The organism is Arthrobacter sp. P1_A5 (assembly GCF_056406825.1).
In genome coordinates, this window is sequence record NZ_JBFTZL010000013.1 from 1 (window position 1) to 23,950 (window position 23,950).

22 protein-coding genes are annotated in these 23,950 nt (G+C 66.2%); 4 read left to right on the top strand and 18 right to left on the bottom strand.

Annotated elements, in window-relative coordinates; translation table 11 throughout:
• The 14 genes from AC1D1S_RS04550 to AC1D1S_RS04615 all read right to left on the bottom strand — a co-directional run.
• Window positions 1-369 (bottom strand): triose-phosphate isomerase (locus tag AC1D1S_RS04550; RefSeq protein ID WP_476993841.1); only part of this gene is annotated, 369 nt, incomplete at its 3' end.
• A gap of 70 nt (window positions 370-439) precedes the next feature.
• Window positions 440-1,789 (bottom strand): MFS transporter, encoded by a 1,350-nt coding sequence (locus tag AC1D1S_RS04555; RefSeq protein WP_028275652.1) that lies wholly within the window; start codon window positions 1,787-1,789, stop codon window positions 440-442.
• A gap of 137 nt (window positions 1,790-1,926) precedes the next feature.
• The gene (locus AC1D1S_RS04560) at window positions 1,927-2,052 is read right to left on the bottom strand and encodes a hypothetical protein (protein WP_476993842.1); all 126 of its coding nucleotides are present in this window, start codon (window positions 2,050-2,052) and stop codon (window positions 1,927-1,929) included.
• A gap of 12 nt (window positions 2,053-2,064) precedes the next feature.
• Window positions 2,065-2,832, bottom strand: coding sequence for an SDR family NAD(P)-dependent oxidoreductase (locus AC1D1S_RS04565; RefSeq protein ID WP_476943273.1), 768 nt, complete (start codon window positions 2,830-2,832; stop codon window positions 2,065-2,067).
• A gap of 36 nt (window positions 2,833-2,868) precedes the next feature.
• Window positions 2,869-3,855 (bottom strand): 3-hydroxyacyl-CoA dehydrogenase family protein, encoded by a 987-nt coding sequence (locus tag AC1D1S_RS04570; RefSeq protein ID WP_476993843.1) that lies wholly within the window; start codon window positions 3,853-3,855, stop codon window positions 2,869-2,871.
• Window positions 3,856-3,857: 2 nt separating this feature from the next.
• Entirely contained in the window at window positions 3,858-4,340 is a 483-nt protein-coding gene (locus AC1D1S_RS04575) for a ribose-5-phosphate isomerase (RefSeq protein WP_018775886.1), read from the bottom strand.
• On the bottom strand, window positions 4,337-6,109 hold the full coding sequence (gene dhaL / locus AC1D1S_RS04580; protein ID WP_476993844.1) for a dihydroxyacetone kinase subunit DhaL: 1,773 nt from the start codon (window positions 6,107-6,109) through the stop codon (window positions 4,337-4,339). Before dhaL ends, AC1D1S_RS04575 begins: the two co-directional genes overlap by 4 nt.
• A 151-nt stretch (window positions 6,110-6,260) precedes the next feature.
• Entirely contained in the window at window positions 6,261-7,265 is a 1,005-nt protein-coding gene (locus tag AC1D1S_RS04585; protein ID WP_028275649.1) for a sugar phosphate isomerase/epimerase family protein, read from the bottom strand.
• A 78-nt stretch (window positions 7,266-7,343) separates the two neighbouring features.
• Window positions 7,344-8,453 carry a 2-hydroxyacid dehydrogenase gene (locus AC1D1S_RS04590; protein ID WP_476993845.1) on the bottom strand — a complete coding sequence of 370 codons (1,110 nt, stop codon included), beginning with the start codon at window positions 8,451-8,453 and terminating at the stop codon, window positions 7,344-7,346.
• Window positions 8,450-9,790: an MFS transporter gene (locus AC1D1S_RS04595; RefSeq protein ID WP_476993846.1), complete on the bottom strand. Its 1,341-nt coding sequence runs from the start codon at window positions 9,788-9,790 to the stop codon at window positions 8,450-8,452. Before AC1D1S_RS04595 ends, AC1D1S_RS04590 begins: the two co-directional genes overlap by 4 nt.
• A 170-nt stretch (window positions 9,791-9,960) precedes the next feature.
• Complete coding sequence (locus AC1D1S_RS04600; protein ID WP_243181557.1) at window positions 9,961-10,671, bottom strand: GntR family transcriptional regulator; 711 nt, start codon at window positions 10,669-10,671, stop codon at window positions 9,961-9,963.
• 583 nt (window positions 10,672-11,254) lie between these two features.
• Complete coding sequence (locus tag AC1D1S_RS04605; protein WP_028275646.1) at window positions 11,255-12,325, bottom strand: alkene reductase; 1,071 nt, start codon at window positions 12,323-12,325, stop codon at window positions 11,255-11,257.
• An 82-nt stretch (window positions 12,326-12,407) separates the two neighbouring features.
• Window positions 12,408-13,463: a 2,3-butanediol dehydrogenase gene (locus AC1D1S_RS04610; protein WP_476993847.1), complete on the bottom strand. Its 1,056-nt coding sequence runs from the start codon at window positions 13,461-13,463 to the stop codon at window positions 12,408-12,410.
• A 147-nt stretch (window positions 13,464-13,610) separates the two neighbouring features.
• Window positions 13,611-15,401, bottom strand: coding sequence for an NAD(P)-binding domain-containing protein (locus AC1D1S_RS04615; protein ID WP_476993848.1), 1,791 nt, complete (start codon window positions 15,399-15,401; stop codon window positions 13,611-13,613).
• 205 nt (window positions 15,402-15,606) lie between these two features.
• Between AC1D1S_RS04615 and AC1D1S_RS04620 the strand changes: the two genes are divergently transcribed.
• Window positions 15,607-16,944 (top strand): helix-turn-helix domain-containing protein, encoded by a 1,338-nt coding sequence (locus AC1D1S_RS04620; protein ID WP_243181561.1) that lies wholly within the window; start codon window positions 15,607-15,609, stop codon window positions 16,942-16,944.
• Window positions 16,945-16,951: 7 nt separating this feature from the next.
• On the opposite strand, the gene AC1D1S_RS04625 is transcribed toward AC1D1S_RS04620, so the two are convergent.
• Together AC1D1S_RS04625 and AC1D1S_RS04630 are read right to left on the bottom strand one after the other, a co-directional pair.
• The gene (locus AC1D1S_RS04625) at window positions 16,952-17,857 is read right to left on the bottom strand and encodes a PKD domain-containing protein (RefSeq protein ID WP_476993849.1); all 906 of its coding nucleotides are present in this window, start codon (window positions 17,855-17,857) and stop codon (window positions 16,952-16,954) included.
• Between the two features lie 37 nt (window positions 17,858-17,894).
• Entirely contained in the window at window positions 17,895-18,551 is a 657-nt protein-coding gene (locus AC1D1S_RS04630; protein ID WP_476993850.1) for a DUF6318 family protein, read from the bottom strand.
• Between the two features lie 188 nt (window positions 18,552-18,739).
• Between AC1D1S_RS04630 and AC1D1S_RS04635 the strand changes: the two genes are divergently transcribed.
• The 3 genes from AC1D1S_RS04635 to AC1D1S_RS04645 all read left to right on the top strand — a co-directional run bounded on the left by AC1D1S_RS04635 (window position 18,740) and on the right by AC1D1S_RS04645 (window position 20,296).
• Window positions 18,740-19,174 (top strand): pyridoxamine 5'-phosphate oxidase family protein, encoded by a 435-nt coding sequence (locus AC1D1S_RS04635; protein ID WP_028275641.1) that lies wholly within the window; start codon window positions 18,740-18,742, stop codon window positions 19,172-19,174.
• A gap of 145 nt (window positions 19,175-19,319) precedes the next feature.
• The gene (locus AC1D1S_RS04640) at window positions 19,320-19,793 is read left to right on the top strand and encodes a very short patch repair endonuclease (protein WP_243181564.1); all 474 of its coding nucleotides are present in this window, start codon (window positions 19,320-19,322) and stop codon (window positions 19,791-19,793) included.
• A gap of 146 nt (window positions 19,794-19,939) precedes the next feature.
• Window positions 19,940-20,296 (top strand): hypothetical protein, encoded by a 357-nt coding sequence (locus tag AC1D1S_RS04645; protein ID WP_243181565.1) that lies wholly within the window; start codon window positions 19,940-19,942, stop codon window positions 20,294-20,296.
• Here AC1D1S_RS04645 and AC1D1S_RS04650 read toward each other — a convergent pair.
• Both AC1D1S_RS04650 and AC1D1S_RS04655 read right to left on the bottom strand, forming a co-directional pair.
• Window positions 20,293-21,675 (bottom strand): 5-methylcytosine restriction system specificity protein McrC, encoded by a 1,383-nt coding sequence (locus AC1D1S_RS04650; RefSeq protein WP_476993851.1) that lies wholly within the window; start codon window positions 21,673-21,675, stop codon window positions 20,293-20,295. The two genes, AC1D1S_RS04645 and AC1D1S_RS04650, sit on opposite strands and share 4 nt — an antisense overlap.
• Window positions 21,668-23,899 carry an McrB family protein gene (locus AC1D1S_RS04655; protein ID WP_243181567.1) on the bottom strand — a complete coding sequence of 744 codons (2,232 nt, stop codon included), beginning with the start codon at window positions 23,897-23,899 and terminating at the stop codon, window positions 21,668-21,670. Before AC1D1S_RS04655 ends, AC1D1S_RS04650 begins: the two co-directional genes overlap by 8 nt.
• Between the last annotated feature and the right edge of the window lie 51 nt (window positions 23,900-23,950).

Genomic DNA, 23,950 nt, shown 5'->3' on the forward strand with positions numbered 1-23,950 from the left:
GATCATGGCGTCGTCCTCGTTGAAGTGCCGCCGGCGTTCGGCATGGCCGACCTCCACGAGCCGGACGCCGAGTTCCGCGAGCATGGACGGGGCCACTTCCCCGGTCCAGGGCCCATCCGCCCAGCCGCAGTTCTGCGCACCAAGGAGCAGCGGCGAACCCGCCAGGAGCCGGGCCGCCGCGGGCAGGACGGGGAAGRACGGGATGACAAACGGGACAACCCGCCCGGCCGCGAGGGCCGGGCGGGTGTCCACTTCGTGCTGCAGCCGCTCGAGCCAGTCCAGGCTGTCCCGGTAGCCGAGGTACATCTTGGTGCTGACCCCCACCAGGATGCGGGTGTTGGAGGTCTGGCTGCCGGGGCTCTGCTGCATGTGTTGGTGCTTTCTGCTGGATCCAGTGGATGGGGGCTGGACGTCGCGCTGGAAGTGAGGCCGGGGGCCTTTACTGCTCCAGCAGCTCGTCGGCCTTGTTCTTGAAGCGGCGGGTCGCGAACATCATGGCCGCTGCCAGGAACGGGAGCACGCCGAGGGCGTAGACGCCCATTGTCCCGGTGTCCGAGGCGGTGATCTGGTTGACCGAGGTGCGCAGGATCGGCGCGACGAAGCCGCCGAGGTTACCGAGCGAGTTGATCAGGCCGATCCCCGCGGCCGCGGCGGTTCCGGTGAGGAACGCCGTCGGGTAGGACCACGCGATGGGGCCGATGGAGAGGAACGAGCACACGGCGAGGGTGATGAAGATGATGCCGAGCGCCGGAATGTGGTTGGCGCCGGCCCACGCAGAGCCGAAGATGCAGAGTCCGGTGGAGATGAATAGGCCGGTGCCCCAGACCCGGCGGCGGATCACCGTGTTCGCTGCCTTGCCGATGAAGTAGCAGGCGAAGATGCCGAAGAACCACGGGATGGCTGCCATCAGGCCGACGGCGATGCCCACCTTCTGGCCGGTCAGCTGGGCGACCTGCTGCGGCAGGTAGAAGGTGACGCCGTAGACGGCGATCTGCAGGCAGAAGTAGATGACGGTGAAGTACCAGACCTTGCCGTTCTTCATGGCGGCCAGGACGCCGTGCGGCCCGGACTCTTCCTTGACGGTGTCCTCGAGCGCCATGACCTCCAGGAGCGCGTTCTTCTCGTCCTTGTCCAGGAACTTGGCGTCCTGCGGGCTGTTGATCAGGAAGAAGTAGGCGGCGATGCCGGCAACGACGGCCAACATGCCTTCGACGAAGAACATGACCTGCCAGCCCTGGACGCCGGGGACCTGATCGCCGATGTTGATCAGCCAGCCGGAGAGCGGCGCGCCCAGCATCTGGGAGAACGGCTGGGCCAGGTAGAAGATGGCGAACATCTTGACGCGGACCTTGTTGGGGAACCATGCGGCCAGGAACATGATGACGCCGGGGAACAGCCCGGCCTCGGTGACGCCCAGCAGGAAGCGCAGGATGATGAAGGACGTCTCGCCCTGGACGAACGCGAAGCAGGCCGAGACGATGCCCCAAGTGATGGCGATCCGGGCCAGCCACACCTTGGCGCCGAATTTGGTCAGGAGCAGATTGCTCGGGATTTCGAACAGTGCGTAACCGATGAAGAAAATCCCGGCACCCAGGGCGAATGCGCCGGCACTAATGCCCTTGTCCACGCCCAGCGCCGCCTCGGAAAAGCCCACGTTGGTGCGGTCCAGGAAGGCCACCACGTACAGGATGACCAGCATGGGCATGAGCCGCCGGGAGGCCTTGGAGATGGCCGATTTAAGGACCGGTGTCTCCAGTAGGTCCCGAGTGGACGTTGTTGTTACGGTCATCAAAAAAACTCCTCGTCGAGCAATCAGTGGTGTAACTCAGTGGGGTGAATCAGTTGCGTGGAGAGCGCCGGATCGGGCCCAGCCACGCCGGATCCGGCCCGGCCAAGGCAGGCCAGGCCGGATCCGGCCGGAGAAAACTAGCGCGAAAACGCCATCATCAGAACGCCGGCCGCGCAGGCCAGGATCCCGACGGCGAGGTAGATCTTCCGTCCCTTGCTCCAGGCTGCGAATCCGGACGCGGGGGTTTGGCTGTGTTGGGCCACGAGGCTTCTTCCTTAGTGCATGTAGAGTCCGCCATCCACATTCAGCGTCTGGCCGGAGATATAGCCGGCGTCCTCGCTGATGAGGAAGGCGATGGCTGCTGCGATGTCCCGGGTGGAACCGACCCGGTTGACCACGAGGTCTTTGGTGAGTTCGTCCTTGCGTTCCTCGCTGAGGGTGCCGCCCATGATGTCGGTGTCGATGGGCCCGGGTGAGATGGCGTTGACCGTGATGTCGTATTCGCCCAGTTCACGGGCCGTGGCCCGGGTCAGGCCGATCACGCCGGCTTTCGCCACGGAGTACGGCGTCTTGGAGAAGGTGCCGCCGCCACGCTGCGCGGAGACCGAGGAGATGTTCACGATGCGCCCGATCCTGTTCTTCACCATTGATTCTGCGACGCGGCGGGTGGCGTAGTGGACGCCGTTGAGGTTGATGTTCAGCACCCGGTCCCATTCGGCGGCGTCGAGTTCCAGGTAGGGCACCGGAGAGCTGACCCCGGCCACGTTGGCGAGCGCAACGATCTGCGGCAGTTCCGCCTCGATGGCGTCGATTGCCGCGCGGACCGAGCCTTCGTCGGAAACGTTGGCGCCGGCGCCGAAGGCCTTGACGCCGTGCTCGGCTGCCAGTTCCTTGGCCGCCGCCTTGCAGAGGGCGTCATCGAGGTCGATGATGCCTATGCTCCAGCCCTGTGCGGCCAGGTAGCTGGCGGTGGCGCGGCCGATGCCGCGCTCGGACACGGCGCCGGTGATGATGGCGGTGCGTTCTGTGGGGAAAGTGCTCATGGGAAGGCTCCTGAAGTGAAAGAGGAAGATGCGGAATCAGCTGATGGGGGCGGGGCCGAGCTCGTCGATGAGCTTCTGCATGGCCACGTACGCCTTGTTCCGGTAGGCGATCAGTTCCGGCGTGCGCTCCGCCGGGACGTTGAGGAAGCCAGCTCCGGTCTTGGTGCCCAGCTTTCCAGCCTCCACCAGGTCGGTGAGGATCTTCGGCGTCGCGAACCGTTCCGGGAAATCGGTCTGGAGGGACTTGTAGCAGAAGTTGTAGACGTCCAGCCCGGCCATGTCGGCAATGGCGAAGGGCCCGAAGAACGGCAGCCGGAAGCCGAAGGTGGTGCGGACCAGGGTGTCGACGTCCTCCGCGGTCGCGATCTCCTGCTCCACCAGCTGGGCGGCCTCGTGGAACAGCGCGTACTGGAGCCGGTTGAGCACGAAGCCGGTGACGTCCTTGACGACGGCGGTCTGCTTGTTGGCCGCGTGCACGAGGTCGCGGACGGCGCCGACCGTGGCGGCCGAGGTGCCGGCATGGGGGATGATTTCAACGCCCGGGATGAACGGGGACGGGTTGGAGAAGTGCACGCCSAGGAAGCGCTCCGGRTTGGYSACCGGCTSGGASAGSTCCGCGATGGAGATCGTGGASGTGTTGGASCCGATGATGGCGTCCGGGCGGGCGGCCGCGCTGATGCGGGCGAGGGTCTGGTGCTTGATCTCGATGACCTCTGGGACGGCTTCTTCGATGAAGTCGGCGTCCGCCACGGCCTCCTCGATGTCCTTGGCGGGCCAGAGGTTTTCCTTCAGGATTGCGGTGGCGCCTTCCGGGAACAGCCCGGCGGCAACGAATTCGTCGGATTCGGCCAGGAGCCGCTCGTAATTCTTCTGGGCCACTTCCGCGGACACATCCGCGAGCGCCACCCGGGCGCCACCGAGTGCGAGGACCTGCGCGATCCCGCCGCCCATGTAGCCGGAGCCGACGACGGCGATCTTGCGGGCGGCGTTGATGGCGGCTGCGGTTGCTGTTGATTCGGTCATATTCAGACTGCCTTCGTGTATTCGGGTTCGTACGAGCAGATGGCGTCCACCTTCGCGGCGGAGGAAGAGTTTTCGTCGAAGCGGTGGCTCAGCCATTCACCCACGAGCTTCTTGGCCAGTTCCAGCCCGATGACGCGCTGCCCCAGCGTGAGCACCTGGGCGTTGTTGCTCAGGACGGACCGCTCCACCGAGTAGCTGTCGTGGGCCGTGACGGCGCGGATACCGGGGACCTTGTTGGCCGCGATCGCCACGCCCAGGCCGGTGCCGCAGATCAGCAGCGCCCGGTCGGCGTCGCCGTCGGCGATCTTGCGGGCCGCGTCGACGGCGACGTGCGGATAAGCGGTGGAGTCGTTGGCGCCGACTCCCACGTCCTGCACGGACGCCACACGGGGGTCGGCTTCGAGGAGCGCCTTCAGCGCGTTCTTGTATTCGACGCCGGCCTCATCGTTGCCGATGACCACGCGCCAGCCTGTTGCTGTGCTCATGCTTGTGCTCCTTGTTCCGCCGGCTCGGGGGTGCCGGGCCGGGATCCTGTGTCTGCGGTGTCGGTGTGGGTGGATATCCGGGTCGCGATGAGGGCGAAGGACACCGCTCCGGGGTCGGGGTGGCCGAGGCTCTTCTCGGCGAGCGGGCGGGCCCGGCCTTTGAGCGGACGCAGCCCGGCGGTCCGTTCTGCGGCGGCTGTGGCGGCGGCCGCCGCCGCGGCGAGGGAACCGGCCACTGGTGTGCCGGCGTCGAACGCGGTGAGGAAAGCGTCCTGGAACGGCAAGAGGGCGTCCACCATGGTCTTGTCCCCCGGCTCGGCCTTGCCGAGCGCGGTGATGGCATCCACGAAGGCCGTGACCGCGGCGGCCGCGTCCTCGCCGCTGTAGCTGTCCTGGTTGCCCAGGGCCTGTCCGGCGGCGATGATCGCCGAGCCCCAGAGCGCACCCGAGGTCCCGCCGGCGCGTTCGCTCCAGGCCTCCCCCGCAGCGGTCAGGACCCGCGACGGCGAGGCGCCGCCGTCGTTCGCGGCAGCCTGTTCGGCCGCGGTGACTGCCGCGTCCACGCCGCGGCGCATGCCGATCCCGTGGTCGCCGTCGCCGGCGACGGCGTCCAGGTGGCCCAGTTCTTCCTCATGCTCGACCACCACGTCCCGCGCCTGGCCGAGGAAGTCGGCGGCCAGCCGGCCGAGGGCTGCCGCCGCGGCGGTGGGCCGTTCGACGTCGGCGGTCTCTTCGGCGTCCGGACCCGCGAGTTCGCGGCGGGCACGGGGTGCCAGGTTTCCCTTGCGGAACGCCGGGGTGTCGGCCGGGGCGGCCCAGTACTGTTCGAGTTCCTTGTCCAGCCACAGCAGGGTCAGGGACAGTCCGGACATGTCCAGGCTCGTGACGAGCTCGCCGCATTCGGGTTCGACGACGGTGAGCCCGGCGGCGGTGAGGAGCATCTCGATCTTGCCGAACAGCAGGAAGAGTTCGTCGTACTTGACCGTGCCGAGGCCGTTGACGATTGCGACCACGCGGGTGCCGGCGTCGTCCGGTTTGTCGGCCAGGAGCCGGCTGACCAGGAGTTCGGCCAGTTCGGAGGCGGTGGGCATGGGGTGGTCGGAGATGCCCGGTTCGCCGTGGATGCCCAGGCCCAGGGACATGTGCCCCGCGGGGACAGAGAACAGCGGGGCCTCCGCGCCGGGCAGCGTGCAGCCGTCGAAGGCGACGCCGAGGGACCGGGTGCGGTAGTTGGTCCGGATGGCCAGCCGTTCGACGTCGTCCAGGCTCAGTCCCGCCTCTGCGGCGGCGCCGGCGATCTTGAAGACCGTCAGGTCCCCGGCGATGCCGCGGCGCTTCTCGATCTGCTCCAGCGGGGCGCTGGCGATGTCGTCGGTGACCAGGACGGTGCGGGTTTCGATGCCTTCGGCGTTGAGGCGCAGCTGGGCCTGGCCGAAGTGCAGGACGTCGCCGGCATAGTTGCCGTAGCTCAGCAGCACGCCGCCGCCGGYGTTGGCGGCCTTGGCCACGCGGTAGACCTGGCCGGCCGCGGGCGAGGCGAACATGTTGCCGCAGGCCGAGGCGGTGGCCAGGCCGGGCCCGACGAGGCCGGCGAAGGCCGGGTAGTGCCCGGAGCCGCCGCCGACCACCAGGGCCACCTGCCCGGAGGGGACTTCGGTGGAGCGGACGACGCCGCCGTCGACTCGGGCCACGTAGCCGCGGTTGGCCGCAACGAAGCCGTCCAGTGCCTCATCCGCGAAATCAGCGGGATTGTCGAAGATCTGGGTCATGGTTCCTCATTGAATCCGTGTTGGAGAACTAATGCTGTGGGTTGAGGTGGGTGGTGCGGCCGCCCCCCCCAAGTGGCTTGACGGCCGCACCACGCGCCGGTGTCGGCGCCCGGTCAGGCGCTGAGTTCAGAAGCTGGCTTCAGGCGCCCGTTCAGGCGCTGGCGAGTGCCGTGGCTGCCGGCAACTGCCGGCCCTGGGCCACCTGGCTCGCGCCGAGGGCGTAGCCGTCGGTCTTCGGCAGGACCTGGCGGCGGAGGTAGTCCTGGTTGCTGGCCGTGACGCTGAGGCCGTCGCCGCCGTAGTGCTCGGTGCACAGGATGCCCTGGAAGCCGACGGAGAGCGCGGTTTTGAACGCCTCGCGGTAGTTGATGAGGCCGCTTTCCATCGGGGCCGGCATCGCCACGTAGGTGTCCCGGGCGACGTCCTCGTCGCGGATGTAGTTCTTCATGTGCCAGTAGTTGGAGTACGGGAGGGTCTTGGCGACCATCTCGCGCCAGTCCTCGATCGGGCGGTGCAGCCGGATGAGGTTGCCGATGTCGGGGTTGATGCCGACGTTGGCCAGGCCGATGTCCTGGACCAGCTGAACGGAAGAATCAGCGGTGCCGAGGTAGGTGTCCTCGTACATTTCAAGCGAGAGCAGGACGCCGACCTCGGCCGCGTGCTGGCCGAGGTCGCGCAGGCGGCTCACAGCTTTGCCCCACGTTTCCTTGTCCCCTACCGGGTCCTTGTACCCTTCGACGGTCCAGAACCAGAGCTGCTTCTGCTGCTCGGCGGTGATGGCCTGGTGCAGTCCGAACGAGACGACCTCGCAGCCCAGCTCGGCGGCGGCGTCGATGGTGCGGTGGCTGTACGCCAGGTTCGCTTCCCAGTTGCCTTCCTCGATCACGCTGCGGCGGATGGCCGAGATGACGGGGATGCCGATGCCGACGTTGTCCGCGGTCTGCTTGAACTCGGCGAGCCGCGCCGAGCTCAGGTCACCGGGGCGGACCCAGCTGTCCGTGAGGTCGGCATTGGCAAAGCCGGCGTCCTTGACCTCGGTGAGGACCTCGGCCCAGGCGGAGGCGTCGGCGTCGTTGATGTGGTTGCCCTGCGCGTCGGTCCCCGGGAACTGCAGGAGCGCTGCGGTGATGGGCCAGTTTTCGGCTGTATAGGCCATGGGTTCACTCCTTCGTGGAATCCTGTTTCCTATAGGATTTACTATCTAGAGGGATGTTGTCAAGGTCACACCCCCGGGTTACGAGCGTTTCGCGGCGAAGGCCGCTGTCGCGAAGACCTCCGGATTCAGGACGTTGGCAGGGCGCTCCCCTGCCGCGACCGCCAGGATCGAGCCAATGGCGCTGGCCGCGACGTCCCGCGTGAAGTCCTCGGTCCAGCACAGGGAATGCGGGGAAAGCACCACGTTGTCCAAGGTCAGGAGCTCGTCGTCGGGAAGCAGGGGTTCCGGCTCAAAGACGTCCAGGCCGGCGCCGGCGATCCGGGCCTCCCGCAGGGCGTCCCGGAGGGCATCCGTGTCCACGAGCTTTCCGCGGCCGATATTGATCAGGTAGGCGCTTGGCTTCATCCGCGCCAACGCGGCCGCACCGATCAGTTTTTCGGTCGCCGGTGTCAGCGCGGCGCAGAGCACAACGTAATCCGAGCGCTCCAGGAGCTCATTCAGGCCCAGCAGTTCGACGCCGAGTCCGGCGGCCTCCGCGTGGCGGCCGCTGCGGTTGTTGCCCACGACTTTCACCCCGAGCGGGGCCAGGAGGCGGGCGAGCTCAGCGCCCACACTGCCGAAGCCCACGATGCCGACCGTCTGGCCCACCAGCGGCGCGCCGCGGTAGTGCTCGCGCTGCGCCCAGTCAGAGGTCCGGGTCAGCCTGTCCTTGGCCAGGAGCTTGTGCGAGAGCGCCAGGAGCAGCGTCAGTCCCGCCACCGCCAACGGCCGCCGGATGGCATCCGGGGTGTTGGTGACAACGATGCCGGCGCGGGTGCAGGCGTCCAAGTCGATGGTTTCGTAGCCGGCCCCGAACCGGGCAATCAGCCTCAGGTCCGGGGCGTGGTCCACGGTGCGTGAATCGAAGGCGATGTGCCCCAGGGACAGCACGGCCTGAACCCCGGCGAGGTCGGCCAGCGGAACCGGGTCTGTGTAACTGGGCAGGACGCTCCAGCTGATGCCATGCTCGCTGAGCCGCTGCAGCCGCAGGTCCCCGTGAATGGAGCTTCCGTCCGGCCGCGCGGCGTCGGCCGTGACGGCCACGGTGAACGGCGAGCGGGCGGTGCCCGCGGTGGTGGTTCCCGCCGCCGGGGCGGCCGCCGTGGTGGCGACCGCCGTCGTCGTCAATGCATTTGTTGCTGTGCTCATGCGTCGGTTCGGCTTTCTGTCTGCGCTGCTGCGGTCTTGTCCTTGATGGGTTCGCGGACCAGCACGGTGTACGCCACTGCGGCCAGGGCGGCGATGACGCCGCCGATCACGAACGACGGCGCGTAGGAGCCGGTGGCATCGGCGATCACACCGGTCAGCAGCGGGGCAAAGGCGCCGCCGAAGTAGCCGCCGAAGTTCTGGATGGCACCGACGGAGGCAACCTGTGAGTTGTCCACGATGTCGCCGGGCATGGCCCACGCGGCCGCCTGCATGGTGGCGACGAAGCCCAGTGCCACGGTCATGACAGCGATGGCGAGCGGGAGGGAATCTACGAACGGGATGAGGCAGATCAAGATGCCGGCGGCAACCGCTGCAATGGACATCACGTGGCGCTTGGCCAGCAGCGGATCGCGGCCGGCCTTCTTCGAGTAGCGCGTCATGACCCAGCCGCCGGTGATGCCGAGGATGGCTGCGCCGAGGTACGGGACAGCCGCAAGCCAGCCGGAGCTGGCGATGCTGGCACCGCGTTCTTCCTGCAGGTAGAGCGGCAGGAAGACGATGAAGATGTTCCAGATCCAAATGACGCAGAAGAATCCGGCCATCATGCCCCAGATCTGGCGGTGCTTAAAGAGTCCGAGCCACGAAACCTTCTTGGCAGTCAGGAGCTGGGTGGTGCGCTGGCTTTCGATGTAATCCAGTTCCTTCGCGCTGATGCGCTTGTGCTCTTCGGGAGCGCGGTAGTAAAGGAAGAAGGCCAATGCCAGCACGATGCCTGCGGCGCCGAGGAAGAGGAAGATGGCCTGCCAGCCGAACGCGAGCATGATGGCGGTCAGGACGGGCGGCGCGATGGCGGGTCCCCACTTGGAACCGCTGTCCCAGATGGCGGTGGCCTGTCCGCGCTCGGCCCGGGGGAACCAGTCGGCGGTGAGCTTTGCCGACGCCGGCCCGTTGGGGGCCTCGGTGATGCCGAGCAGGAAGCGGAACGTGACGAACTGCCACATCTTGGTGCCGACGGCCATCAGCGCGGTCGCGATGCTCCAGCCCGCGATTGCGAGGAAGTACATCCGTCGGGCGCCCAGCTTGTCCACGAGCCAGCCAGCGGGCAGCTGGGCAAAAGCGTAGGTCCAGGAGAACACGGTGCCCAGGAGGCCAATGTCCGTCCGGGTCATGCCGAAGTCTTTGATCAGTTGCGGCGCGGCGATGGAGATCGCACTGCGGTCCATGTAGTTGATGATGCYGGCGGCCAGCGCCCAGCCGAGAATCCACCACCGCAGATTCTTGATGGTGCGGCGTGTTGCGGACTCCTTGGGCCCTGCGGCCAAAGTTTCTGTTTGCACTCTTCACTCCCTTGTGACTCCCCATGCCGGCACCGTAGCCGTCACAATCGAAGATCCTATAGGGTCTTCGATCAGCTGTGAAGGGGGTCACAAAAAAGAGGGCGCAGAAGCGGGTACGGCGCACTGTTACGCGGTGTTGGACCCGCGCGCGTCAGCCTGGGAAGCGAGGCTTATTCCGCGGGAGCGTCCGCGATGGCGCGGCCGCGCACCTTTTGCACGTGCTCGGCCATTGCGGCTGCGGCCTTCTCCGGGTCGCCCGTCGCCAAGGCATCCAGGACGGCCTGATGTTCGGCGATCGCATGGTCGGCGTCGGTGATCCCCACTCCCCCGAACAGGCGGAAGCGCTGAATCTGCCCGCCGAGGGCGGCATAGGCTGCCACCATGAACTGGTTGCCCGTCTGCTCCGCGATCAGCCGGTGGAACCGCTCGTCGGCCTCGAGGTAGCCGCGGAACTCGGCGAACGAGGGCCCGCGCGGTGCGTCCTTGAGATCGGCGACTGCCCGTTCCAATTCGGCCAGGTGGCCGGTGGTCAGCCGGGCACACGCCAGGCGGGCGTTCACAGGTTCGATCGCGAGCCGGGCTTCCATAAGCTCGGCGAAGTCTTCCCGGGTGAACACCGGAGCAACCCGGTAGCCCTTAAGGGCCACGCGGCGCACCATCCCGGTGTGTTCCAGCCTGGCGAGCGCCTCCCGCACGGGGGTGGGCGAGACGTCGAGTTCCCGGGCGGTCCCGTCGATGCTGACCGCGGTTCCGGGTTCCAGCCGGCCATCCATCAGCGACGCCAGAAGTTCCTCATAGACGTGGTCCGCCAGGACCTGCCGGCTGACGGGGCGGCCGGCGGGGCGCCCCTCAGAATGGCTGCCGGTGGAAGCTAATTGCATCTTCAGATCCTATAGGACCAGGCACGGAGAGGCCCCCTTCGGGGCATGCCCATTTGCCGCCCCCACCGCTGGACATGCCCCTCGCTCCGCGTCATGGGCCCACGGGGGACATGCCCAGTCCCGGCGCCAGCCACGGGACATGTCCAGTGGCCAATTCGTCGAGGGACCATGTCCCGGTGGCCCCGATGTGCAGGACGGGACATGCCCACCCGCACATTCCAGCGAGGCACATGTCCAGTCTTAGGCCCAACCGACGAGGGACATGCTCATTGTTAGGCGCGGCCAATGGGCAGAATGGCATTCTGCCCATTGGCCGCGGCGGCCGCCGGGCATTCCCATGGCCATGATGCGCCGCGAGGAACATGCTCTCTCGTGCAGATCATCGCGGCACATGTCCGGCAGCGGGCGCGGCCCTGTGACTCGCGCATCCTGTCTCGGACCTGCCCGGCGAGGGACATGCTCATTGTTAAATGCGATCAGTGGGCAGAATKGCATTCTGCCCACTGGTCGTGGCTGCGGCTGAGCATGTCCAACCGAGCGTGCGCTGCGCGGCTCCGCGGGAGTCACCGCGCCGCAGATGGCCCTAGTTCTGGTAGGCCGGGTAGTCGGTGTAGCCCTCGGCGCCGTCGGCGTAGAACGTGGATGCGTTTGGCTCGTTGACCGGCAGGCCTTCGCGCCAGCGGCGGGCGAGGTCCGGGTTTGCGATGGCCGGGCGTCCGACGACGACGGCGTCAGCGTGCCCGTCGGCAACCAGCGAGATGGCCTCATCCCGGGTGGTGATGACGCCGAATCCGGTATTGACGAGGAAGGCGCCGTTGAAGCGTGAACGCAGGTCCTGGACCAGTTCGCCGGTGGGATCCTTGTGCAGGATGCTCAGGTAGGCCAGGTTCAGCGGCGCAATAGCATCCACCAGCAAGCGGTACGTCTCACGAACATCTGCGGCGTCCAGTTCGGTGACACCCTGGACGTTGTGCTCCGGCGAGATCCTGATACCGACGCGTTCGGCGCCCACGGCCTCCACCACAGCCTTCACAACTTCGATCACGAAGCGCGCCCGGTTCTCGGGCGTGCCGCCGTAGATGTCGTCACGCTGGTTCGACGACGGCGCCAGGAATTCGTGCAACAGGTAACCGTTGGCAGAGTGCAGCTCCACGCCGTCGAACCCTGCCTCGATCGCGTTCCGCGAGCCCTGGACAATTTCCTGCAGGACGCCGGGCAGTTCGTCGGTGGTCAGGGCATGCGGCACGGGGTGCGCCTGCTTGCCCTTGGACGTACGGGTCTCTGCCTCGACGGCGATGGCACTCGGCGCAACTACCTGGTGGCCGCCGGTGATGTCCTCATGTGAAACCCGGCCACCGTGCATGATCTGCGCGAAGATCCGGCCGCCTTCGGCGTGAACGGCGTCCGTGACCTTCTTCCAGCCGGCAATCTGGTCCGGGGTGACGATGCCGGGCTGGCCCGGGTACGAGCGCCCGGCCGGGCTCGGATAGGTGCCCTCGCTGACGATCAGGCCCAGTGAGGCGCGCTGGCGGTAGTGCTCGGCAACCAGGGGCCCCGGGATACCTTCCTGGCCGGAACGGAGACGGGTCAGCGGCGCCATGACGAGCCGGTTGGGCAGTTCCAGCTCGCCGAGGGTCATCGGGGAAAACAGCATGCGCAATTCCTTTCGCAGTGAATGGGTTCACTGGCGGCAACTGCGAGGCGTCTGCAACTATTCCCGCGTGAGACTCGGATCACTACGGGTGGACTATGATCTTCACCGCGGTGTCGTTGTGGTTGATCAGCGTGTCGAACCCCTTGTCCACCAAGTCGTCCAAGGCGATCCGCCCCGTGATGAAGGGTTTCAGGTCGACTTTTCCTTCCTGGACAAGCCTGATGGCGGCTTCGTGGTCGCCGCAGTAGGCGATGGTGCCGCGCAGGTCGATTTCCTTGAGCACCACTTTCTGCATGTCGACCGTGGCCGGGTGCCCCCAGATCGAGACATTGACGACGACGCCGGCGGGCCTCACGACGTCGAGCATGGTGTCCAGCACCGCATTCACACCGGCACATTCAAACGCCGCATCGGCCCCCGCACCGTCGGTCAGTTCCAGCACGCGCGCCTTGACGTCCTCGGCACTCGGATCRAGCACGTGATCCGCGACCCCGGACGAAGTCGCCTTGTCTTTGCGGGCGGCCGACAGCTCTGTAACGATCGTGGTGACGCCGATGCCTTTGAGGACCGCGGCGGTCAGCAGGCCGATGGGTCCGGCACCCCCGACGACGGCGACGTCCCCGGCTTTGACGCCGCTCCGGCCGACGGCGTGATACGCCACCGCAAGGGGTTCGATCAGGGCGGCCTCGTCCAGGGGGATGGCGCCGACAGAGTGCACCCACCGGGTGTCGACGACGATCTTCTCGCTCAAGCCGCCACCGCCGCCCGCCAGGCCGATGAAGCCCAACTTGGTGCACAGGTTGTAGTGGCCGCTGAGGCAGGGACCGCATTCATTACAGACGTAGTACGGCTCCACGACGACGTTGTCTCCAACGGCCAGACCGCTGACGCCTTCCCCCAGTTCCTCGACGGTGCCGGAGAACTCGTGGCCGAGGGTGACCGGGGCGGCCTCCTGGGTGAGCCCGTGGGGGTGGCCGGGCGGCGGGGTGAAAATGGGTCCTTCCAGGAATTCATGGAGGTCTGTGCCGCAGATACCGCACCAGGCCACGGCGATCTTCACCGTTCCCGGTCGCAGCTCCGGCTCTTGAATGTCTTCGATCCGGAGATCCTCGCGGGCGTGGAATCGTGCTGCTTTCATGGTGTTTCACCTTCGCAGTCCAGGACCGTGGATGCGCCCGGTCAGGCGCATCCACGGAATTGAGGTTGGATTTTCACAGCGGGGCCGTAGCCCCAGTCTGGTGGCCGTGGCTGAGATTGTCACGACCCCGTGAGTCAGCGCGTGCGGTTAGCGCGTGTGATGCGTGGGCTGCAGCTCGAAGACCGGCGTCGGCAGTCCTTCCATCCTGGCCTTGAGCTGCAGGGCAAGATAGTTCGAATAGTGCCGGCTCTGGTGCAGGTTGCCGCCGTGGATCCACAGGTTCTCCACGTTGGTGGGCTTCCACATGTTGCGCAGTTCCCCCTCCCACGGCCCCGGGTCCTTCGGCGTATCCGATCCGAACCCCCAGCACTTGCCGACGGCGTCCGCCACCTCGGGCGAGACCAAATCAGCCAGCCAGCCGTTCATCGACCCATACCCCGTGGCGTAAATAATGACGTCGGCATCCAGCTCCGTTCCGTTGGCCATCACGACGGAGTTGCCGGTGATCTTGCTGACCTGGCCATTGGCCAGCTTGACCCGGCCGTCGATGATCAGCTGCGAGGCGCCGACGTCGATATAGTAGCCGGAGCCGCGCCTCAGGTACTTCAGGAACAAGCCGGAGCCGTCAACGCCGAAGTCCAGATCAAAGCCGGCAGCCTCGAGCTGGGAGTAGAACTCCGCGTCCCGGCGGGCCATCTCCGCATAGACCGGGATCTGGGCTTCGGGCAGAATCCGGTACGGCAAGGAGGCAAACAGCAGGTCGGCTTTCTCCGTGGTGACGCCGCTGGCCAGCGCCTCTTCGGAGTACAGCCCCCCGAGAGCCAGGTCCATGAGGGATTCGCTGCGGGCAATATGCGTCGAGGACCGCTGGACCATGGTGACGTCCGCGCCGTGTTCCCAAAGGTCGGCGCAGATATCGTGGGCCGAATTGTTGGAGCCGATGACCACGGCTTTCTTGCCGGTCCAGTCGCCACCGCCCGGGTGCTTGGACGAGTGGTACTGCTCCCCCAGGAAGGACTCGGCGCCGTCGAACGTGGGGACGCTCGGGTACCCCGATACACCCAGGGCGAAGACGAGCTGCTTCGGGCGCAGGGTGACCGGTTCGCCGTCGCGCATCACCTCCACCACCCACTCCTGGGACGTTTCGTCGAAGCGGGCGTTGGTGCACTCGGTCTTGGACCAGTAGTTCAGTTCCATGATCCGTGTGTAGTTTTCCAGCCAGTCGCCGATCTTGTCCTTGGCCGCGAAAACCGGCCAGTCGTCGGGGAACTTCATGTAGGGCAGGTGGTCGTACCAGACCGGATCGTGCAGGTGGAGGGACTTGTAGCGGTTACGCCAGGAGTCACCCGCGCGCTCATTCTTTTCGATGATGATGGTGGGCACTCCGAGCCTCCGCAGCCGCGCGCCCAGCCCGATCCCGCCCTGGCCGCCGCCAATGATGACGGTGTAGGGCTGGTCTTCGTAGCCGAGCCTCGCCTCCTGCTCCTCCTTCAGTTCCAGCAAGGATTTGCGTCCTTTGGTGATCTCGTGGGCGACCCCCTTGTCCCGGTTGGGGCCCTTCTTTTCCTCAAAGCCCTTCAGTTCCTGCATGGTGGTGAGCAGGGTCCAGCATTTGCCATTCCGGAGGCGCAGATGGGCGTAGCCCCGGGCCTGGGCGGTCTCGAAGTTCACCCAGGCCTCGGCATTGGCGGCGTCCCCGGTGGCGTCCTCGGCGAGGATCCAGTTGCTGGGCTGCACGTCGTCCAGGGTCGTCTCGAGCATGCGCCGGATGTCCTCTTTGCCCTCCAGCGTCTTGAGGTTCCAGGTGAAGGAGACGAAGTCGCGCCAGTACGAGTCGTCGTCGAAAAGTTCCAGTGCGGCGTCCGTGTTGTGGCTGCGCAGTGCCTCATCGAACTGCGCCAGCCACGCCCCGACGACGCCGTTTGGTGTCTCAGGCATGTTTCCTCTTTCCATTGCTGACAGGGGGCCGCTCCCGTTGCGTGGCGCGTAGACCACGCAGTGACCCGCATCACAAGTAAATGTCGCAGGGGGTTACAATCGGGTTACACGGAGCTCTCAAGCTGTCGGCGGGCGCGCAGGTTGGCCGACGGCGGCAGGGACCCGGCCGGGTGCGACGATTCGAGGGCGAGTTGAGAGAATGAGCATGCGGCAGGGCAACGGCCCCATCACGCATCCCTCGGACCTCAGGTTTTCTGCACCGGCGGAATACGCCCGAATACTCCGGGCGGCGCACGAGACCACGATTTCGGGCATTCCGGATCCGCACCTCTCGCCGTCGCTTATCAAGTCTTGGCAGCGTTCCCTGGCACTGGGCATCAATCCGGACCAGCACCGGCCTCTGCACCGGCATGAAGTCTCCGAGGCGCGATCCCTCAGCGCCGGCCATCGGCTGGCTGCGGTGATGCCTGCGCTGTCACAGCTTCTGGCCGATGAGACCGCGACCGGACGCCATCTGCTGATCGTGACCGACCACGAGGGCGAAGTGCTGTGGCGCGTCGGCAGCAAGCAGGCCTTGCGGCTCGCGGACTCGCTGGAGTTCGTGGAGGGCGCCGACTGGTCCGAATCAGGGGTGGGCACCAACGCCATCAGCGAGGCCTTGGTGACCGGCGCCCCGGCGCAACTCTTCTCGGCCGAGCACCTCGTGCGGACCCACCATGACTGGGCTTGCACCGCATCCCCCATTCGCGACCCTTTGACCGGCGACATCGTCGGCGTCCTGGACGTCTCTGGCCCGTTCGAATCGGTCACACCGGACAGCCTGCGGCTGGTGCGTTGCGGAGTGCGGCTCGCAGAGGAGCTGCTGAAATCGGCCCCGTTTCCCGACGGCGGCATCGGTCACTCGGGGCAGCGGGCACCCCGTGGCGAGCGGGCAGTGCGCGACGGCGGCGCCCGACCCCAGCTCGTGCTGCGGCTCTTGGGGGACGCGCCATCCGCGGCAGTCGACGGCGGCATCAGCCGTCCGCTGACTGTGCGCCGCGCCGAGATCCTGGCCCTTCTGGCCTCGCGTGATCAGGGCTGGAGTGCCGAAGAATTGGCGTACGAGATCCATGGCGATGCGGGCACCGGCGCGGCGATCCGGACCGAGATGCACCGGATCCGCGCCGTTCTGGGAGATATCCTGGAAGCGAACCCCTACCGATTCTCTTCAACCCTCAACGTCGTGACCGACGCTTCCGTTGTGGCCGGTCACCTGCGGGGCGGTCGGGTTGCCGAGGCGTTCGCGGCGTACCCGGCAACACTGCTCACCCGTTCGGTCAATCTGGCGATCGGGTTCATGCGCGACGAGCTCAACACGGCCGTGGGAGCTTCCGTCCGGTCAAGCGGTGATGCCCGGCTGATGCTGCAGTGGTGCACGAGCGACATGGGGTCCTTCGATACGGCGACTGCGGCTGCCGTGGCTGCGCAATTGGGGCCGGACGACCCGCGTTGCCAGCTCGTGAATGCCCGGATGGAACGGGTGGACCGGGAATTGCGAGCCTAGCCACGGACTAGGGAGGCGGCGGGGCGACCCCGGGGCAGCCTTGGCCTTGGGGATTCTGCAGGCACGTGTCTGCGTAGTTCCTGGTGATCGTCCGCCAGACACTGACGGTCTGCGGCGGCGAGCTGAATTGCCCTTGGCCGGGGATGGGCAGCGGCGGTCCGCCATTGACGGAGTAGGTTCCCTGGAAATGCGTCGTCAAAACCACCGGGAAGTCGCCGGTTTGTGTGTACACGTGACTCGTCAGGGTCTTCTCGCCCCAGCGATCCTGCGGAAGCGGTCCGCCGGCCACCGTTTGTGGGCCGAGCGAGGTCCCGTCGCCATAGCTCCAGGAGTACTGCACGGGCTTAGCGGTGACGTGGACGGCCTGGGCCAGGATTGTGATGTCGAACTGCTGATCTGCGGCGCTGGCGAAGAAATTGGTCTCGGCACCCCGGAGCGTGTTGGGGCTGGGTTGGGCTGTAGACAGTCCCGCAGTTATCGGAAGCCGCTGGAACTCCCTCTGGATCAGTGCGGCAATTCGGGGCAGCAAGTCCGCCGGCCGGGGATCGAAGAGGCACGTTGGGCCGGAGTGAAATGACCATGTCGGGTTCGCGATTCCGGCCGGCGCCTTCAGCCAAACGACCGGAATACCTTCTTTGCCGCCGGGACCGTTCTTGCAATCGACGAGGACTGCAAGACAATCCCCATCAAAGTCACCTCCGCCCAAATGGCACTGGAGCTCGTATTTGTACTGGAAGGGGTCTGCAGATACAGATCCGGGTTGCGACCATACGAACCGCCCCGTCGACGGGTCGACCAGCCAGCCGCCGACATCAACGGTGTCGTCACCCCAATTACCGACGATAGGTGGTGGCTGGCCTTCGGCTCGTGCGGAAATAGGCGTCCCGACAAAAATGAGAAACAACATCGCCATAGCAGGGCCTCGGCCCCACAACAACCGACGCATCGTGCTAGCCGACGATCGGCTGAATGTTGTTGACGTACCAAGCCCCACGTTTAAACACAGCGAGCATGAGGTTGCCGGTATCTTCTGGCTTGGCCGCTGCCTGCTGCAGTGTGCCATCGGCGTTGTAATAGGAAAGCGCCTGCTGCGAGACTTGGATCGCTACCTGATAGTTGCCATCCGGTGCAACCTTGAACGTTGTGCTGACCGAGGGTGTTTGAACCTTACCGCCTGCGAGCCATCGCCCACCCTCGTGCCACCCTGAAATTACGGCCTTGGCCCTTTCGCAGGCGCGACATTGGGAACTTGTTATCGCGTCGAGCCTCGAAGTATCTCCAGTTTCATATCCATAATTGAGCAACACGAACCAGTACCGCGCAAACGCCTCCAGCCCTTCCTTCGTCTCCGCCTTCGCAGCTTCCGGCAACTCGGGTACTGGCACGTTCTGCGCCTTGCCGGTCGCGTCGGCGGGCTTGTAGCTGGCAGTAGGTGTTGGAGTTGCGCTCGGGGTGGCCGGCCCTGAGGGACTCTGCGAAGCAGCAGTTGGGGATCCGGGAGTCGGCGTTCCACCCCCGCTGCACGCTGTGGCCGACATCAGGGAGATCGACACCCAAGCGACCGCACAGGCTCGCCAGGGACCGGAAAGCGAAGTGCGAGATGTCATGGTCAGCTACTCCCCCGATAGAAAATCAAGACGATTGAAGCCAATTTGTGGCTTAAGGGTAACTGAGATCACATTTTGCCGGTCAAAATTATCCACAGGTAGCATGTGCCCGCCTGTCGGACCGACAGAACACCCCGGCAGTCCTTTAGCCCCTAGCCAGCGACCGCCCGATTCAGAACAATGAACCCATGATGTTCGAACACGAAGACGGCAATCCGATCCTCACACTGGACGACGACCAAGCCTGGACATTGATTGAGGCTACAAAGCACGGCAGGCTCGTGGTCACCGTGGCCGGAGAACCGGACATTTTCCCGGTGAACTACGCGGCCAGCGGTCGGAAACTGTTCCTCCGCACCGCCCCGGGAAACAAACTGGCCGAGCTCACCATCAACTCGAAGGTGCTCTTCGAAACCGACGGGATCCTGTCCGAGGAAGCATGGTCAGTAGTCCTGCGCGGCACTGCACGCGTGCTCGACCAATCGGCGGACATCGCCGACGCCGAGGCCCTCGGGCTGAAACCGTGGGTTCCGACGTTGAAGGACTTCTACGTCGAAATTACGCCGACGTCGCTCAGCGGACGCCACTTCCAGTTCGGCGAACACCCGGAGCGGGAAATCTAACGCCCGACGGCGGTTACCGCCCGCAGTTCCCCGACCCGCAATTCCCGGTCCGCCACCCCCGGTCCGCTTCAGACCCGCGCCCCGAGGCTGCTGCCCGGCGGCTGCTGGCCGGCGCCAGGACTTGGCACCCGCCTAGACTTAAACAATGGCGGACAAGCTGACTCCGGAGCGGCGCAGCTGGAACATGTCCAGGATCCGGGGCAAGAACACCAAGCCGGAAATGCTGGTCCGTAGGCTACTGCACGCGAAGGGATACCGCTATCGCCTGCACGGCACCGCGAGCGGCGGCAAACTCCCGGGCAACCCCGATCTCGTCTTCGCCGGCCGCCGCAAAGTCATCTTCGTCAACGGCTGCTTCTGGCATTTCCACGACTGCCGGGTGGGCCAGCACGCACCCCAAGCAAACGCCGAGTTCTGGGAAACCAAGCGCACGCGCACCCGGAACCGCGACGCCGCCCAGCGGCTTCAGCTCGAACTCGATGGCTGGGAAGTCCTCACCGTGTGGGAGTGCGAACTGAAGGACCGATCGGCGTTGGAGCTCCGCCTCGATGCCTTCCTCCAGGGCCCTCCCCGCCACAGTCCTTTCCTGCACAGCCCGGCCCGGGACGAACCCTCCTGAGGACCTTCGCTGAGCAGCAACGCCCCGCGTGTCGCGCGGCCCACCTCCGGTGCAGGCTGAACGACCTCAGCTAATATTCGACTCCGGGGGCGATAGGCATTATTCGGTCAGTACCAACGCGTACTGCAAACACGGGAGAGCGCACGATGCCGCACTTGCTGATGTCCAACGACCAGCCCGAAACGGCTGCTGCGCCAACAGATTCCAGTCCCGCAGATTCCAGCCCCACAGATTCCAGCCCCACAGTTCTGCCGTTCCGTCGCCTCGGCCACACGAGGCTCCACGGCTTCCGGGCCCGCCCGCTCCGCGGAGCGAACCCGGATCTGGAGCCGCTGCGCCGGCAGGCGGCCTCGATCATTGATGAGGTTCTGGCTGGCACCAACCCGGAAGAAGCTGACGTGCGGGAGAAACTCCAGTGGCACGTCGCCAACAACCCGGGCCAGCCGGAAAAGGCGCTCCTGGAACATTTGCGGACAGTGGCCGACCAGCAGGAATCCGCCTAGCCGGCGGACCTGTCGATACTGGCCTGCCGGAGCACTTCGCCCCACGACTGCTGGGCAAGATCTGCCACGGCGGCCAGGATTTCCGAGGGCGGTAGCGACAGATCCAGCGGGAACTCGACAATGTCGATGTCGGTATTGAGAATTCGGCGCAGCWTGATTTCCCCGGCTCCTGGGTAAACGATCCACGCCGTCGGCACCCGCAAGGATGTGCAGTAGGCCAGCATCCGGTAGTGGTCGCCCGAAAGGGACGCGCCGACGTCGGCCGCGGCCTTGTACTTGGCGTCGTACACCATCACGGGCCGGCCGCCGAGGAAGTGGACGGCACCGGGCTGCACCACAATGCGGTCCGAGTCGCGGACGGCCTCGTTCAGCAGGGCGTTGTAGCGCAACCGCATTTCCCCGGGGTAGGCGGCCATGGCTTCGCGCAGGGCTGTTCCCACGAAGTCCTCGAACACCTTTGCCATGTCCACCACGAACGACGCCGACTGCTGCTTGCCGTCGCCGGCCTCCGCCGACGCGTTCCGCAGGATCAGTTCGGCGAGCCGGAGAGCGGCGTGGTAACGGGTGTTCATCCGGCTGGGCCGCCACTGCGGCAGCGGCGCGCCGGACTGAAGGCGCGTCACGGCGTCGAGCTTTCCCTTGAGCTGGCGCAGGCGGCTCAGGACTTCCGGCCGAACCCGCGGCACCTGGGACATCCGTTCCAGTGCGGCGCGCAGAATCCGGTTCTCCGCGATGTCCTCGGTGAACTCGTCGTAGGAGACTTCCAGCGGAACCAGCATGCCGGGCCGGCGGGAAATCTGGTCCGACATCCGGATCCGGCCCTTGACGGTCCGGAGGGATTCTTCCACCATGAGATACCCCTGCAGCACGCCGCGGCTCAGCGCCCGGTCAGCGAGCTGCGCCAGGGATTCGGCCAGGGCGCTCCAAAGTTCAGTGTGCTCCACCGCGGCGACAGAATCGTCCCGGAACCCTTGGTCCCCCGCGTAGCCGAGCAGGAACAGCAAACGGCTCAGACCGAGCCGACCCTTCGGTCGCACCTCCAGCTGCACGGCGGGAGTGCGCACGGAGCCGACGGTCCCCACCGGTTCGACCCGGTACAGGCCCATGCCCATCGGCGAGGCCTTCGCCAGGCCGCTGGCGTTGACGTAGGCGGCAGTGTCCGGATCAAGCCGCTCCACGACGCCGGCGGAGAGTTCGTCGAGGACAATGTGCCGGCAGGCCTCCGCCGCACCGCGTCCGGATGAACCCCGTCCGGATGAACCCCGTCCGGATGAACCGCGCCCGGCCGGACCGCCTCCGGATGAACCCCGATGGTCAGAGGCATTGCGGTCCGACGAACTGCGGTCCAGCGCTACGGCGTCCCCGGCCAGCCTAGGCATGCGCCAGGCGGCCCAGGAGTTGTTCCAGTCCGAACCGTTCCTCGAGCTGGGCGCGGTTGAGCTGCCCGTGATAGTGCTCCTCCAGCAGCGGCATGAGCTCGTATTTCCAGATCCTGCTCAGGCCCTTGGGCGTCTGSGCGGACTTCTTCATGAAGTAGGAGGGCCCGATCATGAGGTCGCGGTCCCATTCGTCGATCGCGTCGTTCAAAGCGTCAAGCAGCAGGGCCGGCGTCGTGTCCAGGTCGCGGGCCTGGAGGAAGCGCAGCAGCGAGCCCTTCACGGGTTCCGTCTTCGGGTGCAGCTCGATGAAGGAGAACCGCCGCCGGATGGCCGCGTCCATCATCGCGATGGACCGGTCCGCGGTGTTCATGGTGCCGATGATGTAAAGGTTGTCCGGCAGGGTGAACGGCTCGTTGGGGCTGTATTGCAGGTAGATGCGGTCGTCGCGGTATTCGAGCAGGAAGTACAGCTCGCCGAACACCTTGGCGAGGTTGGCCCGGTTCATCTCGTCGATGATCAGGAAGTACGGTTTGCTCTCGTTCCCGGGCTTGGCCGCTTCCTCGGCGAGCCGGCGCAGCGGTCCCGCCACGAGCTTGAAGGAGACCTGTCCCTCGTCCGTCTTGTCCGGGCGGAATCCCTCGAAGAAATCCTCATAGGCGTACGACGGGTGGAACTGGACCAGCTTGACCCGCTCGTCCGTGGTGTCGCCGGCGAGCTCGGCGGCGAGGTGTTTGGCGAGGTACGTCTTGCCGGTTCCCGGCGGACCGTAGAGCACCAGCTGCCGGTTCTCCTCGAGGAGTTCGGCGATTTCCTGCAGCGGCTCCAGGTCCATGTGCAGGGACGCGGCGAACTCCGGCGTCAGCGGCCGGAACCCGTCACAGGCCGGTTCGACGGCGGCATCCGGCGCGGCGCCGTCGCCGTCCTCGGCTTCCGCTTCAGCCGGCAGCAGCGCCTCGAGCGCCTGGATCACGCGGGTGATGTCCACGATGTTGCCGGAGGTGGTCAGCTGGCGCTGCACGTGGCGGGGCAGGCCGGTGGCGTCGTGTTCCTCATCGAACCAGCGGACCTTGCGGCGGAGCTGGCGGTTGTCTTTGGCATGCTCGGGTTCGCCGAGGACCACGCCGATCCGGACCTTGCCCGAGCTCTGGTAGAGCGCAAGGTCACCCGGCTTCATGACGGTCAGGAAGGCGAAGACTGCGGTCTTGGTGTCCTCACGCTCCACGTAGCCGAGGTGCTTGTAGTCCTCGTCAACGGCGTTCTGGACCAGCCCCGCGGTGACGCCGGGGTCCAGCAGGCGGAGGTGTTCGACGTCGAGCGTCACCGCTTCCTCGTCCCGCCACTCCCCCAGCAGCTCGGCGTTGTCGTGGTGGGTGCGCAGGAGCCAGGCGCGGCGGCCGGGGTCGCCGACCTTCCGCCACTGGCTCACCAGCTGGCGTGAGTACCAGTCGATCCGCTGCCCGGCCTGCTGGTCCAGGTGCAGGCGGATCCGGTGGATGTCCGCCGAAATGTCCTCGTCGCTGTCCCCCTTGGCCCCGCCCACGAGGGAAGCGAAGGCGTCGCGGATCTCCTGCCGTTCGACATCGGCCACCACGGGTTCGAAGTAGCTGGGCCAGACCAGGAACTCAATGCTGCGGCGGATGGCCGGCTGGTCATCCGGGGTGCCGGCGACCAGCCGGTGGAAGGCCAGCGGATCCTTGACCGCGGCCTGGACGACGTGGGCCGGCCGCTGTGCGACGTGCTGCACGAAGCGGCAGAGCCATTTCAGGTGGTCCCAGATGGTCCAGTTGAATTCGGCGGTGCGGTCCCGGATCACGCCGTGGTCCGTCATGCCCGCGTAGAGCTCGTCGGGGAGCTCCATCGCAGGCTCCAGCCAGGATGCCGCCTCGGCGACGCGGGCCCGCTTGACCTTCAGCGACTTGACCTCGTGGGCCAGCGGCAGGGACTGGAGGAAGAGTAGCTCCACGGCCAGTTGCTTCGCCCCGCGGGTGGCGTCTTCCAGGTTCTGGCGCAGGTTGGTCATCATCGGCGCCTTGGGATCTGGAACGCCCCGTTCGAGGCGTTCCAGCAACTCCGCGGCAGCCTGGACGGACCACGTTTTGGTGCGGCCGTCCAGGGGGGACGCCTTGCCGAGCAACCCCGGGCCCAGCACAAACCACGCCGCGTCTTCAATCTCCTTGGAGATACCGAGGGCGCGGTGCAGGGCAGGCTTCTTGGTTGGGGTCATACGTTCAATTTACAGGCTTAAACTGAACGCGCCCATTTAACGCCGACCCCA

What these genes read in the sequence shown, in the direction of transcription:
- AC1D1S_RS04605 (WP_028275646.1), bottom strand. Translation starts at nt 12,325, where the DNA reads ATGCTGTTTTCCCCGATGACCCTCGGCGAGCTGGAACTGCCCAACCGG.
- AC1D1S_RS04620 (WP_243181561.1), top strand. Translation starts at nt 15,607, where the DNA reads ATGCGGCAGGGCAACGGCCCCATCACGCATCCCTCGGACCTCAGGTTT.
- AC1D1S_RS04630 (WP_476993850.1), bottom strand. Translation starts at nt 18,551, where the DNA reads ATGACATCTCGCACTTCGCTTTCCGGTCCCTGGCGAGCCTGTGCGGTC.
- AC1D1S_RS04565 (WP_476943273.1), bottom strand. Translation starts at nt 2,832, where the DNA reads ATGAGCACTTTCCCCACAGAACGCACCGCCATCATCACCGGCGCCGTG.
- AC1D1S_RS04640 (WP_243181564.1), top strand. Translation starts at nt 19,320, where the DNA reads ATGGCGGACAAGCTGACTCCGGAGCGGCGCAGCTGGAACATGTCCAGG.
- AC1D1S_RS04585 (WP_028275649.1), bottom strand. Translation starts at nt 7,265, where the DNA reads ATGGCCTATACAGCCGAAAACTGGCCCATCACCGCAGCGCTCCTGCAG.
- AC1D1S_RS04555 (WP_028275652.1), bottom strand. Translation starts at nt 1,789, where the DNA reads ATGACCGTAACAACAACGTCCACTCGGGACCTACTGGAGACACCGGTC.
- AC1D1S_RS04590 (WP_476993845.1), bottom strand. Translation starts at nt 8,453, where the DNA reads ATGAGCACAGCAACAAATGCATTGACGACGACGGCGGTCGCCACCACG.
- AC1D1S_RS04625 (WP_476993849.1), bottom strand. Translation starts at nt 17,857, where the DNA reads ATGGCGATGTTGTTTCTCATTTTTGTCGGGACGCCTATTTCCGCACGA.
- AC1D1S_RS04635 (WP_028275641.1), top strand. Translation starts at nt 18,740, where the DNA reads ATGATGTTCGAACACGAAGACGGCAATCCGATCCTCACACTGGACGAC.
- AC1D1S_RS04575 (WP_018775886.1), bottom strand. Translation starts at nt 4,340, where the DNA reads ATGAGCACAGCAACAGGCTGGCGCGTGGTCATCGGCAACGATGAGGCC.
- AC1D1S_RS04600 (WP_243181557.1), bottom strand. Translation starts at nt 10,671, where the DNA reads ATGCAATTAGCTTCCACCGGCAGCCATTCTGAGGGGCGCCCCGCCGGC.
- AC1D1S_RS04645 (WP_243181565.1), top strand. Translation starts at nt 19,940, where the DNA reads ATGCCGCACTTGCTGATGTCCAACGACCAGCCCGAAACGGCTGCTGCG.
- AC1D1S_RS04615 (WP_476993848.1), bottom strand. Translation starts at nt 15,401, where the DNA reads ATGCCTGAGACACCAAACGGCGTCGTCGGGGCGTGGCTGGCGCAGTTC.